The organism is Bacillus cereus group sp. MG1, assembly GCF_040460035.1.
Taxonomy (GTDB): domain Bacteria; phylum Bacillota; class Bacilli; order Bacillales; family Bacillaceae_G; genus Bacillus_A; species Bacillus_A cereus.
Genome location: NZ_JARVGY010000001.1, coordinates 3,720,827 through 3,734,362, shown reverse-complemented (window position 1 = coordinate 3,734,362; position 13,536 = coordinate 3,720,827). Strand labels below are relative to the sequence as shown.

The window sequence follows — 13,536 nt, the reverse complement described above, 5'->3', positions numbered from 1 at the left end:
GGTGATTATATTGCGACGTACAAGTTTACTCAAGGAAAATACTTATCAAAAGATTGTTTTAAGAGCTGACTCAGAAAAGAAATTAATTGAGATTAAACAAGAATATTTTAAAACACAAAGCATAAATGAAATTAAAATGACTTATGATGAATATATTGAAATGGATAAATTAGTAAAAGAATGCGTTGATAATTCTTTAAGGCAACAATACAAATCAAATCCTAATAATATTTTTTGGGGAATGGGACCACATCTAGTGGACGATGAAAAAAGAATTGTCACAGTGACAGATAATAAAAACCGAAATTTATCTGTACAAATAACTAATAAACATGTTGTAAATGTAATTGAGACCTTTAAACATGAAAATCAAAGTTTTGTTCTAAAAATAAACTTTGACGAACTTAGAGGTATTTTTAGAAGACTCCATTACTTTTTTAATATACTCAATAAAAAAAGCCGACTCAATTAAGAGCCGGCACTTTTTATGTTTACTATTTAATTTCTACATAATAAGAACTAGCTGTAATATAGTACACATTACCTCTACTATTCTTTACTTTATATTGTGAAGAGCCATTTACAGATACTTTATCAAGGATAGCAAATCCTAATCCTTTATCGACAGTCCCTACTACATCCCTATCTAACCAGGAAGGTTTTGAATAGAATCGTAAGTCATTCACTTTAGAAACAACACGTTTACCTTCCACAGATGAAGATTCCTCTTTATAGCGAATGTATGATGAATCATTATAAACCCACTGATTCCCTCCAAGATTCAACCAATTTCCTACTTTACCCCAGACTTTATATGCCTCACCTTTTTGTAATTTACGAATAACACTATTTGTTGTGGATGGACCAGAACGAAGGTTTACATTGTATCCATCAATATACGCTACTCCCACTTCATTAATAACACCAGGTACTTCATTTGGTTGCTGTGGCTTTGGTTTAACTGTAACTGTTTCGCCTTCATACGCCTTTTGTACATCCGCTCTAAATTGTGATTCTGATACACCATGACTGTGAAGATAGTCAATCGGATCTTCGTGATCTGTGCCACCAAGCTTATACGTAATATCTTTATGCGTCCACAATCCAATGCTTGGATGGATATTTCTATCTTTTAAAATTTTAGCAAGTAACTTTACATATCTTTCATATGATTTTTTAAATTTAATAGAGTCACTAGTTTCAGAGAGCTCTACATGAACAAATCGCTTATTGGCCGCTGGACCTGCTCCCCATGCTTGATACTTAGTAGAAGCAATTTGGATTGTTTCATCCCAATCTGTCGCATAATGTACAAATGCAGAGCGCCATGTTCTTGCCTCGTAGTTTCGGATATTAATAGCAGGCGCTTCAGGAGTTGCTGTAGAATGTGCTACTACACCTTCATACGCTCCATATCCATTGCGATATTCAACTTTAGGTAACCCTGGAATAATCATTTCTCGATCAGCAAAAACACTACCTGTTGAAGTAAATGCAATGATAGCTGCCGTAGAAATTGAGGCTAATAATTTAATAGATTTTTTCATTTGTCGTCACCATTCCCCATAATTTTTTGTTTAATGTCTGATACATCCTTTGCAAGTGAACCGAATGCTTTTGCTTGTTCTTCGATGACTGCCTGGTTTTTTTCGATTACTTTTTGATACTGTTCTTCACGCTGTTCATTCTTTTTTTGCGTAGTAAAAAGCATCCACACAAATAACGCTGCGAATGCTCCTTGTTGAATCATTGAATTGAAAATCTGTTCCTCCACCGTACTCATCTCCTTTTTAGCAAAATAAAAAAGACCAGCTTATATCTGCTGCTCTGGTTTTTTATTTCTTATTTATTATTTTTCTAACATTACATCAAATGTTGAATGTAGCTGACATGTGGACAGTAGCATTTGTAGATAACCCTTGCAATACCATTCCGCCATCACCTTTAATTGTCAACTCAACTGATTTCGACACTGATGCATCTTGGACAGGAAATACCATGTCTTGAATAGGACGGAAACCGACTGGTAAAGTAGCGAAGGTCGTTCCATTTGTAGCGTTTGCGACTGATCCGGTAATTGTAACTATACCGTTGACCTTTTTATAACGCATCGGACGGCCGCCAACACTACCAAATGATGTGGATAGAGTACTCCAGTCTGTATCTGTCGCTTGTTTGATAGTACCATCCGGCCTAATTTCAACTCGTTTGGACCAATCCCAACTATCTCCTTGCTCTTCTGTTGAAGGTGCAATAATAAGGGCCCCTTGTGCTCCCTTGTGAAGAACTGTTTTAAACGAGCGGCTACCTAATACAATTGCATTATCGCTCTTAAATTCAAGAACTCCACTTATGATGTCGCCAGCTTTCTTAACAAGGTTTGTATTAGCAGAAACGCTAAACGTTTTATTGTTACGATTATAGTCCCAAACACCTTGATCACCCTTAACATCCCTAATCCCGTAATATCCATCGCCAGTTTGGTAGAAGTTGAGCTCTTCCACTCCTGCCGTAGAGAATGCTATTTTATTCGTCTTGTCTGTACTTGACCTGTCAAACAAAAGATTGCCAGGCATGGTGTCTCCACTTTTCTTAACGACATCCATTGTATTTAATTTTCTCTGTAACTCGTCTATCGTTTTCTTAAGAATCTCAAAATCAGAAATGTAATTTTCGATTTTAATATTCCCTTCTTTCACATCACGTCTTAATGTAATACGAATGTCTGGTGTACTCATTCGTTCTGTACTTTTTTCCATCACAAAATAAGCTGTCCAATCATCCGATGTAGAAACAGCTTGAGATGTAAATGTATATGAAAACACACCATTCTTTGCATCAACTATTTGAGCATCATCTCGAATGAACACTCCTGTATGATTTGTCGCTTCATATTTAACCGCATATCCTGTTAAATCCACCTTCTGTCCTTTTTCTCTTACGTACACAGTAAGCTTCAATCCATTCTTGTCATTCTGCCGAGAGCGAATTGTTTTTGTAAACACAGGATCTGCCAAATCTATCATAATTTCCTCATTTCGCATGACTACACCCCTTTCTAGCTACCCCTTTTTACGTGTCTAGACGGTCTTCTCTGACGTTTCACCCTGTTCCTATGCTTTATATTCCCTTTAGGTTTTAATGGCTCTAATTCTTCCAATCTAGCATCCGTTTTTATCACATGCTCTTGAAATGCGCTTGTCAATTGTGAAAGCATCCCGTATAGGCCTACACCATTTTCTTCTGCTTCCTTTGGAATAACTAAACCATAATGTGTAGGAATTGCATCTGTAGTAATTGTGGGATCTCCTTCTTTACGATTCATACGCATCTCATATAGTTTTGGAATATCAGTTTTCAAATTGTACTGTTTAATTTCCCATTCCATTACCTTTTCAAGTGCACTGAATGCAATAGGACGGATATTGGTTTTATAGGTTTCTTTAGAAGAAACTTTAAAGTCTGAGGCAATTACTCCTTGATAATATGATCCAAGTGCTGTCTTTATTTGAATATAACCATTTTCGTAACTCGAATTTCGTATCATCGCATTTGGAAGTATGACATCTGTATCCCCTCCAGATGAAACCCCAATACTCGCAATCCAATTGTCATTACGATAAAAGCGGAACTGATCTTTGACTTTAAACCTCATATCACTTTGAGCATTTAGGACAATCATTTTGTCAGCATCAAGCATTGCATTCCCTGTTTGCGAAAAGTATAAAGAAGCTGCATTCAAGTATCCATTGCCATCGAGTCCTTTTGTAATTCCAATTCCACCAGATTTAACACTTGTATCTGAGAATTGGTATACCATAATAGCTCCATTTGCACCTGTGGAATCTGAATCCCCACCTAAAATAAGAGTAGGTTGTATTTCATTTCTACTATTTTTGTAATACCCTACAAACACCCTTGTTTTAGATGACTCATACAAGCGTATAAATTGCTTTGAGATATTTACATAGTTCACACTATCTGAAGTTCGTAATGTTGAACCTGTTATTTCTCCACCTTGAACAAAGTTCCCACTTAACGTACCTGCAGTAATAAAATCAGCAACAATTCTGCCGTCACTTGTAATTGCAGTTCCATATGGTCCATTCACACCTGTGGAAGAATACCCTAATCCATTCAAGTTCCATTGCCAAACCTTTTTAGCACTCTTTTCATCTTTCGTGTCCATAATTAAAATACGATCTGGATAAATACGGACATGTCCTCCGAATCCTGAATTAATAAGACTTGTAGCATTTGCTTTTGCTGCATCCAAAATAGAGCCTGGCATATTGGATAACTCTTCTTGTACCAGATCAACTCTACCGGAAACGTCCGTAAAGGATTCTTTGAAGTTACCAATGGTTATATCCAGATACTCTTTTTTTATTGGATCATATTTATAAGCAATTACCTTCGCCTTTATATCAATACCATCTTCTTGATGCTCAACCGTAACCGTATCTGCCATATAAACACTTTGTAAATGCTTATAATCCTTATACTCTTCCGTTTGTGATAACTCCTGAAACTTAACGTTATAATTTGCTTTAGGCTGATCAACCTTTTGAATAGCAAACATATCCTTAGCTGCCTGGCGTAATAACCTATATGCTTCTTCTAACGGAACTGCATCTTCATCATCTGCATTTTCACCAATAGCTGCTTTAATATGTTTAAATTCAACCACTTTGATTTTAGGATGAGGATACTTATTTATAAGTGGGCTATCCACATACTTTTCAGGAAGAAATAACCCATCAAAACCTTGTGGCATGATTCTAGTTATGGGACTTTTCCAATCCACATTACCTTCATATCCTAATAAATCTTTCTTATGGCGAATCACTACCCCACGATCCATACCACGATTTAGTAGCATCTTCACATCAAAATTATCTCGTTTTAATTCGCCGCCCCAACGATTAACAAATGAATTGTCTTGACTAGAATCCAATAGTGCTTCCACAGGATTTTTTCGGACAATACGTGCACTCGCTATCTTTGGTACATCTGAATAAAACTGAAAAGGATGCTTATATTGGCATCCTGCTGACATACGATTCATTGCACCATTCCCATTTGTTGTTTCAGCAAAAATATCTTCAATTAGATTTTCTGTTAAGTCATAAAAAATGTGATAACATTGCGCTGTAATCTCACCCATACTGACCTTAGGCGCTGCCACTCGAAACAGTTGTTCACCATCAGGAGTTGGAACTTTAATGATGCTCATTCCCTCTATTTCCAGACCACGTGGTGCAAACAATGGATAACTAAATGAAAATAAAAATAAACCATTGAGTTCTTCCTCAACAGTTGCGTTATAAATATTTTTATCTAAAGCCCCTATACCATTGTGTGTAAAATCAGTCTCATTTGGTTTATATAAAGTAATCATTTATATCTCCACCTAGGTCGAATTTCCATAAATTGAATTGCTCCTGACCACTCTATTGTATTTTCTCCTACGTTGAATATAGGGAACTGCCCAACCATTTTATGATTCATTGATATGGTATCGGTATATGATTCAAGTATTTCTGAGTCTATGACAACAGAACCATTCACATCTTTTATTTGAAAAGAGACATTATTGATTGTTATACGGAAAGTACCATTTCCCACAATCCAAAACTTAGGATCAGACTCAATTGTACCTGGATTATAAATTACACCAGGTTTGGTGAGCTTTAAATTTACATCCTCTGTATACTCAAAGGGATCTAACTTAAAATCCACTTCAAATTCACCGTGTTCTTCAATTTCATTTACAATATCACCTACTACAACATGTTTAATTTTTCGATACACATCATCATCAGTAAAATATAATGTCTTTCCATTCATCAACCAAGCCTTCATACGTCGCACTAACGGCTTAATATTTTCTTCTTCAAGCATATTAAACTTTATTTTTAAAGGAACGTCTTTAAACGCCCCTTTTTTTGTAAGTGAACCATGTCTACCAGACACTTCAATATGTTCTACTTCTTGTTCTGCTGTAGGAATAACAGGGCGCTCTACCATACATATTCCATAGTCACTTGCTAACTGATTATCGATACCTATGTCTAGCAATTTAAGTCCTCCCTATTCCTATTTTTGAATTACGCCCTTTTTGAGCAAGTGCATCATCTATTTTTCCGACCATACGGTCGATATCACGATCATCCCTCACTGAAGGATTATAAATATTAATTACAGTTGGTTCAGTAGACATCGTTGCTGCAATCCCTTCACCAATCTCACCTAATGTCTTTTTATTCAACGGTAAAACTGCTTCTCGCCCCGCTTCTCCTGCACCTTGTAACTGACCATTACTCATACCGAAAATGGTAGGTCTAGTAAAGATACCTCCTTTTGCACGCCATTGCACATCGATACCGGATGGGAAAGTAATGTCTTTACCCAAAATATTTTTCGTACTAGTTTGCAGGCTAAAGTGTGGCATTTTTGGCATTTCTGGTTTTGGAATCTTTAATTTCAAATCACTGAAAAACCCTTTGATTTTATCAATGAATCCCTTTACTTTATCTACCGCATCTTTTATCGGATCAACGATAAATCTCTTTGCTGCATCAAATTTTTCTTGCGCTGCATTCTTTACAGAATCAAATTTTTCCCGTGCCGTATTGTACATATCATTGAACTTCTCTTTTGCAGAATTATAAGCTGAAATCACTGGATCAATAATATATTTATAAACTAGATTCCATGCCGTAAGTGTATAAGATTGGATTTTGGCCCAATTACCTAGTATCCAATTCGCTAAATCATTCAATTTTTCTTTCGTTGCATTCCACAATTCCTGAACAGGCTGAATGACATATTGTTTTACTAGATTCCACGCTGCGGAAGTATATGATTTCAATGTCTCCCACTGTGAATTTAACCAAGAAACAAGCGTACCGATCTGTTCTTTAACCCAATCCCATGCTTCTTGAACAGGTTGAGTAATATATTGTTTAAATAAGCCCCAAGCAACTTGTGCAGCAGCCTTTATAAGTTCCCACTGCGTACTAAGCCATGTGACTAATTCGCCAATTTTTGCACTTATCCAATCATACGCTTCCTGGATGGGTTGTATAATATATTGAGATATTGCAGCCCATGCAATTTGTGCTCCAGCTTGTATTAATAACCATCCAGCCTCAAGAACTGTAGAGATTAAAGAAATAATTGGATCTAAAACCGTAACAATGGTATTCCAAGTTTCTTGCCAAGATTGTACGAGTGTCCCCCATAATGCAGAAGCTGTTTCAACAATACCCGTCCACAATCCACTAAAAAATTCACCTAAAGGCGACAATATACTATTTGCTAGTTCAATGAATGAAGACCACGATTCTGAAAAATAATCAGTAATACCTGTCCAAATTTCAGATGCCGTATCAGAAATTCCCGTCCATAGATCCGTAAAAAATTGACCAATAGGTTCAAAGAATTCATTTACCATATTTAAAAAATCTGACCAAGCTCCAGAAAAGTAATCAACTGTGGATGACCAACCATCTTCACAAGTTTGAACTATGCTATCCCACAATTCGCCAAACCAATCTTTAAATTCCGACCACTTTTTTGAAAGCCAATCGGTTATTTCTCCCCAGTTTTTCACGGCCCAAATAACACCTGCAATTACAGCTGAAAGACCCAAGATAATTCCCAAAACAGGCCATAATGATAAACTCAGTGCACCAAACGCAAAAGATAACACACCTATCGCAGCCCCTATAGCTGTAATAGCAATTGTCAAGCCTGCAGAAATGGCAACAAAATCTTTAACTGGCCCAGGTAACTTAGAAAACCATTCAGCAAGATCAGAGATTCCTTTTGCAGCTTTCGGAAGAACATCTGCAGCTAAATCGGCAAGTTGTTTTCCTAACGGTTCCAGTGCTGCTTGCGTTTCTCGCAATGCACTTTGAAACTTTTGTCCAAGTGATTCTTCTTGAAGTTTTTTCATTTCATCCATACGTCCATTTACATCACCAAGTCCACCGTTTACATCAGTAAGCCCTAATACCGCTTTCGCGCCCATATCTTCCCAACGAGTGGCGAACAATCCAACACCAATTTGATTTTGTTTGACTTTGTCGTCCATACTTCCTAAATCGCCTATTACAGCTTTGAACACATCAGCGGCTGTTGCTTTACCATTGTTAAAAGCTTCCCAAACACCTTGAGTCTCTTTTGAAAGCCCAGCAAAAGCATCTGCAGTTCCTTTTGAACCGTCTTGTACTTTCTTTCCAAATTCAGCAACTGTGTCATTGATATAATCCAAATTATAAGCGCCGTCACGTGTCCCGTTTGCTAAGATTGTAAACATTTCATCCGCAGTAAAACCTGCCTGCTTAAATAACGGTGCATATTCTGAAAGGTTATCAAACAACTCATCCGAATAATTTAGACCTGCTTGAGCACCGGCAGCAAGTAAATCAAAAGTATGTTGTGTTGATAAACCAAATTGACTCATTAATTGTCCTGCACCACGTGTCGCTTCGTTTAAATCAACATCATACACTTTAGCTAGGGTTAAGACATTCTCCGATGCACCTTTTAATTCTTCATGTGGAACATCCCGCATATTTTGATAGACTTTTATCAGTGAATTATCGACCTCTTCAAGACTTTCACCAAATCCCTTTTTCCACACTTCCTTTGAAATCTTACCCAGGTTTTCAGCACCTTTTTGGGTCAATCCTAATGAAGATTGTATTTTTCTTTGCGATCTATCAAAGTCTATCGCTATACCCACGGTCGCTTTTCCGAGCTCAATTAACTGTTGCGATACTCCTTGTAGCATTTGAGTAGCTTCCATCATATTGTGCAAATCTAATTTCTTTCCTAGTTGCTCCATACCATCTGCGGCTTGTGAACCACTTTGACCGACACTATGCAACGAATTCTCAAATTGCTTCAATGTCGTTTTCGCTTGATTTAATTTCGTTTCAAGTTGCTGTACTTCTGTGGAATTTTCACCATACACACGCTTTGCTGCACTCAATTGTTGTTCTAAGTTGTGGACGACCCTATCAGTCATTTCCATTTGCTGACGTAGTTGTTTCTGCGCTAATTCCAACTTATCCGCTTCACTAGCATTTTGACCTAATTCAGCATTTTGAAGTTTGAATGAGCTTGTTAGTTTCTTTTGTTCTGCTTCAAGTTTCTTAGAATTCTCTTGTAAATCCAGTAAAGTTCCGCGTGCTTCCCTGGCTTCAATTGCTTGCTCGGAAAGACCTTCATTCACTCTTTTCATTGCATTATCAAGAGAAGTTTCAGCACGTTCTGCATCAAGCAACCTCCCGTACATCTTATTGAGTTGTTCGGCGGTTGTACTTGTGTCCTTAGACATAGCTTGATATTCAGCACGTAACATAGCTGTACGTTTCTTGGCTGCTTCCATTTGAATTTCAAGCTTCTTCTTTTCAGCAAGAAGTTTATCAGTCATTGTCGCATCTTGTCCCATTGCTGCAATATGATTTTTATATTCTTTCGCTGCATTATTCATAACCATATTGATTTGTTTCAATGTATTTGCATACTGAACTTGGCCATCCATTTTAAAATTAAGAACAACGTTTCTTTCTTTACTATTCCCAGGCATTTTCTCACCTCATTTCTTATAGGAATGGTGTTTGATCTAGCGTGTAGATTTGTTTTGTTTTCTGCTCATGTAATGCATCCGGATTGTTGTATCTGAGATGCATAATGAATTGTTTCAAAAAATGTGCAGGTGTTATTTTCCAGAAGTCATTCATACTTAAACCAAGCAACGTATTACCAACATAAAAATAAAAATCCCAGTCCAATTCGGACTGAGATTCCTCGTTTTTAGTCAGTATGTTTTTTACTTTTTTTCTTGCTTCAACTTCTCCATATCAGAAGTTTGGAAAGTTTGGCCACTGAAAATTTCGTATACAACGATGAAGATATCAGGTAAATCATTCATAGGAATGGCACCTTTCAATTCAGCTAATGTACATTCTGTACCGCCGCTACGTACCATCGCATAAATTAATGCACGCATCAATTTCGCTTCATTTTCTCCCAGGCTAAATTGACCTTTTCCTAACATATCATTCATTTCTTTTTCAAATTCATGATAGGGTGTTCCATACGCCTCTTCCACATAAGGAAAAGATTCAAAAGTGAAAATAACAGGGATTGAAACATCCTGTATCTTAATGCTGTTTCTAGTTATATTTACATTCACTAAATCACTTAAACGTGCCATAATTGCCCTCCTTATTTACCTGTTTGAGTTGTTCCACCTAGCTGCGCTAGTTGAGATTCATCACAAATTACTTGTTTTAGGAAATCTTCAGCTTTAATTCCTTTTGCCTCTGGATCACCAGTATCTAATTCAGCTTGTGTTACATCATTAAATAACAATGGATCTGCTGTAATTGTGTAAGCAATGTCATCCACAGTCATTTCATCACCTTGTGTTTTCCAAGATTCTTCTACTGGAGCAACCGTACATTTTGGATACCAACGTAATATTTTTGTTCCATCATTTAAAGGAAATACAACACCTACTGCGAACTTGGGATACGCCTTTGCCTTCGCTGTTTCAAAAGACACACCTTTTTTACGTGTTTTGGCAAAGATTTTATCTTTTACTTCACGATTTAGACCAGCAAGATTAAAAGCTAATCCAAACGCTGTATTTTTGACAATGTTAATAATTTTTTTGTTAGATGCCCACTTTGTAAAATTAGTAGAAGTAGTGGAAATCGTTAAATCAGAAATATTCGTTTGTCTATAAACGATATCCTCATAAGTTGGTAGTGCACTAGAAGTTTCATTTCCCTTCATCAAGCACAGATATAAATCTTCTATCCCTACCGAATATTGAATTTCTTTATTTTCAACTGTCATGTATATCATCCTCACATTCTATCAATTATTTTTTGTGCCATAATATCAGCAATTTTGTCACCTTCCGCATCAAAGGTATTCTGGACAAAGTGTTTTCCTTTCACACGACCCTTACCATTTGCTTTTTTATGGCCATGTTCAACTAAATACCAATACCAAGCTTCATCTTTAAACTCCACAGATACACGATCATCTTTCACAACAACCTTTAGGCTATCTCTTAAATGTGTCCGCTTGTTTTTACTGGATGCTTTGATTTTCGGTTTTAATTTACTAGCAAAATACTTTGCTGCTTCATCTAACACATCCAAACTTACTTTTTTATTCACACGTAATAGCGTATTGATATCTTCTAAGGCTTCAGCAAAACCATTGTTATTTGAAGCCATTACTGGATACACCTCACATACGTTATAAACTGCGTGATAGTGTCGTCGTTCTCGTCATAACCCATTCCATCAAATTGAGAATAAGACACGCCTGCTTCGTTAAAGACATCCTTTAATGGCTCATAATCTTTTTCAGTTCCATTTGTGATAACTGCAATTTGATAAAGTGGCATATCCTTTATAACCTTATTAGAAGCTCTTTTCTGTTGCTCATTCACAAATTCATACACAATATAAGGGTAATCTACCCCTGTAGGAGCACTATCACGAGAAACTGGAATTCCAGATTTCTTCATAAGACTTCGCAACTGTTCAAAATTAATTTGCATACGATAGTGACACCTCCATCAATCGGTCTTCTTCCTTCACATAAATGCGCTCGATATTATAAATACGGCCACCAACTTTTACACGGTAATCCTTTTGATTGTTTTCAATCTCCCGATCAATACGAACTTCAATTTTCTTTACAATTTCATTCGTATCTTTCGTTGTAAATTTATCAGTGGCCGTAACTCCAATGTTGTTATAACGAATATTACGTTCTAACGGATATCCCATCACAACTCGATCTGTTTCTGGATCAATTGTTTCTCCTAATTTAAGTAGCTCTCCTATCCATTTGAGTTTATTCGTCTTTCTCTTCATCGGCATAAACCTCCTGGACAAACATCGGTGTTAAGGCATCAAGAGCTTGTTCTAATTCTTTTTCAGCGACCCTGTAATCATAGTAAATTCCAGCGACCATAATAATTAAATACTCGGTCTGTTTGCCTGTTGCATTCTTTACATAAGTCTTTGCTTGAGTGATATAAAAAGAGAGCATGGTTTCATCCATACCCTCTTCCCAATGAATATGAGATTTTAATTTCTCAATTAATTCATTCATAATCAATTAACCTTGAGTTGCTGCTTTTACTTCAAAACGGTAAACAGCGGGTTCAAATGGAGAATAAATCAATTGACCATCTAATAAATTATAGATTTGGAAACCAACTTTATTTGTACCAGCAAATTTTTCAATCAATTTTTGTAATTCCATTGCACCAATAACATCTTGGATATGGAACGCTGAAAAATCACCAAAATATAATACTGGAACATCTGGTTTTCCTTTTACATCAGCCGCATCAGTGAATTCTACAGGATAGCCGGCAAGCGAATTACCAATACCACCCTCTACTTGTGTCATTGGACGTAGTAATGGTAATCCATCAGTAGTTTTCATTTTTTCAATTACTGTTAATGCGGCACGGTTAATAATCCAGCGACCTTTCTTCATTACTTCAGTAACAGGTGTATTCTTCATCTCAACTAATGCATCATACATTTTTTGACCTACATCCGCTGCTTTTAAATCCACTGGAACAGAAGGTGTGAACGCTACTGCTTTTTTTGCTAACGCACCAGGGTTTTCATTTCCAACATCATCACCATTAAACATAAAATTAATTTCTTTACGTACATAAGCCTTTTTCAGCTCGTCCACAACGATTTGTTCAATAGGAGCACCTGTCATTTTTAATAATTTTTTAGTAACAGTAGCAAGTGCATCGAATTCAGCTGGATCAAGTAAAACTTCATCAAATTCAATATCTGTTGCTACGATTTCATCACTATCTTTACGTTCCTTCTTACGTACATTTGCATCTGCTTTCTTAACAAGAACAGGATATTTCATATCACCTGCTGTCTTATGAACTGAACCATATTTACGTAATAAGTTCTCTTCTTGAGCATACGTGATGATTTCAGAAGCAATTACTTCTGGAATAGTTACTGATCCATTCCCAGCTTCAATACCAAGCGAACGAGCTTCAGCTTCACTAATTCGACCAACTACAAAATTAGCAAACGCTGAACGAATTTCTTTTTCTTTCTTTTTAGTGGTTTTATGTCCTCGAGTAGAAAGACCTGTTGCAATAGCTGCCATTGCTGCACTTCTTTGTTCAGGCGTTAATCCATTTCTATTTTCTCCACCTTCAGTATTGCTAGCACGCCCTTCTCCGCCTTCTCCAGAACCTTCAGTACCAGATCCCTCATCACCTTCTTCATTATCTTCGTTTCCTTCTTCACCTCCACCATCATCTTCAAGATTTGCTAAAGCATCCGCAACTTCTTGTAATTGTTTGTTAATTTCATCAATTTCTTCTTGAATTGCTGGTAAGTCTTCAGCACGTAACTCAGGATTTTCAACCTGTGTACGTAATTCTACTAATCTTTCATTGCTTCTTTTTTGTAATGCTAATAATAATTGTTTGTTCAT

The 13,536-nt window shown here is 36.6% G+C and carries 15 protein-coding genes; 1 reads left to right on the top strand and 14 read right to left on the bottom strand.

Annotated features, from left to right (window positions below; translation table 11 throughout):
* Positions 1-10 precede the first annotated feature (10 nt).
* Positions 11-472: a hypothetical protein gene (locus QCI79_RS19725; protein ID WP_021728101.1), complete on the top strand. Its 462-nt coding sequence runs from the start codon at positions 11-13 to the stop codon at positions 470-472.
* 22 nt (positions 473-494) lie between these two features.
* On the opposite strand, the gene QCI79_RS19720 is transcribed toward QCI79_RS19725, so the two are convergent.
* The 14 genes from QCI79_RS19720 to QCI79_RS19655 form a co-directional block, all read right to left on the bottom strand.
* Entirely contained in the window at positions 495-1,547 is a 1,053-nt protein-coding gene (locus tag QCI79_RS19720) for an N-acetylmuramoyl-L-alanine amidase (protein ID WP_050062591.1), read from the bottom strand.
* Complete coding sequence (locus QCI79_RS19715; RefSeq protein WP_000392439.1) at positions 1,544-1,774, bottom strand: BhlA/UviB family holin-like peptide; 231 nt, start codon at positions 1,772-1,774, stop codon at positions 1,544-1,546. Before QCI79_RS19715 ends, QCI79_RS19720 begins: the two co-directional genes overlap by 4 nt.
* Before the next feature lie 94 nt (positions 1,775-1,868).
* Positions 1,869-3,044 (bottom strand): BppU family phage baseplate upper protein, encoded by a 1,176-nt coding sequence (locus QCI79_RS19710; RefSeq protein WP_021728574.1) that lies wholly within the window; start codon positions 3,042-3,044, stop codon positions 1,869-1,871.
* A 14-nt stretch (positions 3,045-3,058) separates the two neighbouring features.
* Positions 3,059-5,401, bottom strand: a complete 2,343-nt coding sequence (locus QCI79_RS19705) for a phage tail spike protein (RefSeq protein WP_093998175.1) — start codon at positions 5,399-5,401, stop codon at positions 3,059-3,061.
* A complete protein-coding gene (locus QCI79_RS19700) occupies positions 5,398-6,081 on the bottom strand; it encodes a phage tail domain-containing protein (protein ID WP_087973145.1) in 684 nt (227 codons plus the stop codon). The genes QCI79_RS19705 and QCI79_RS19700 overlap by 4 nt, the downstream gene beginning before the upstream one ends.
* A 1-nt stretch (position 6,082) precedes the next feature.
* Complete coding sequence (locus QCI79_RS19695) at positions 6,083-9,604, bottom strand: phage tail tape measure protein (protein WP_042991581.1); 3,522 nt, start codon at positions 9,602-9,604, stop codon at positions 6,083-6,085.
* Between the two features lie 16 nt (positions 9,605-9,620).
* On the bottom strand, positions 9,621-9,809 hold the full coding sequence (locus tag QCI79_RS19690) for a hypothetical protein (protein WP_000383691.1): 189 nt from the start codon (positions 9,807-9,809) through the stop codon (positions 9,621-9,623).
* Between the two features lie 38 nt (positions 9,810-9,847).
* The gene (locus QCI79_RS19685) at positions 9,848-10,234 is read right to left on the bottom strand and encodes a hypothetical protein (protein ID WP_042991582.1); all 387 of its coding nucleotides are present in this window, start codon (positions 10,232-10,234) and stop codon (positions 9,848-9,850) included.
* 11 nt (positions 10,235-10,245) lie between these two features.
* Complete coding sequence (locus tag QCI79_RS19680; protein ID WP_000215488.1) at positions 10,246-10,881, bottom strand: major tail protein; 636 nt, start codon at positions 10,879-10,881, stop codon at positions 10,246-10,248.
* A gap of 11 nt (positions 10,882-10,892) precedes the next feature.
* Entirely contained in the window at positions 10,893-11,270 is a 378-nt protein-coding gene (locus tag QCI79_RS19675; RefSeq protein ID WP_006929817.1) for an HK97-gp10 family putative phage morphogenesis protein, read from the bottom strand.
* Positions 11,270-11,599, bottom strand: a complete 330-nt coding sequence (locus QCI79_RS19670) for a hypothetical protein (RefSeq protein ID WP_021728173.1) — start codon at positions 11,597-11,599, stop codon at positions 11,270-11,272. Before QCI79_RS19670 ends, QCI79_RS19675 begins: the two co-directional genes overlap by 1 nt.
* On the bottom strand, positions 11,589-11,918 hold the full coding sequence (locus QCI79_RS19665; RefSeq protein ID WP_021728172.1) for a hypothetical protein: 330 nt from the start codon (positions 11,916-11,918) through the stop codon (positions 11,589-11,591). Before QCI79_RS19665 ends, QCI79_RS19670 begins: the two co-directional genes overlap by 11 nt.
* On the bottom strand, positions 11,899-12,159 hold the full coding sequence (locus QCI79_RS19660) for a head-tail connector protein (protein ID WP_021728171.1): 261 nt from the start codon (positions 12,157-12,159) through the stop codon (positions 11,899-11,901). The genes QCI79_RS19665 and QCI79_RS19660 overlap by 20 nt, the downstream gene beginning before the upstream one ends.
* A 6-nt stretch (positions 12,160-12,165) precedes the next feature.
* Complete coding sequence (locus QCI79_RS19655) at positions 12,166-13,536, bottom strand: phage major capsid protein (protein WP_021728170.1); 1,371 nt, start codon at positions 13,534-13,536, stop codon at positions 12,166-12,168.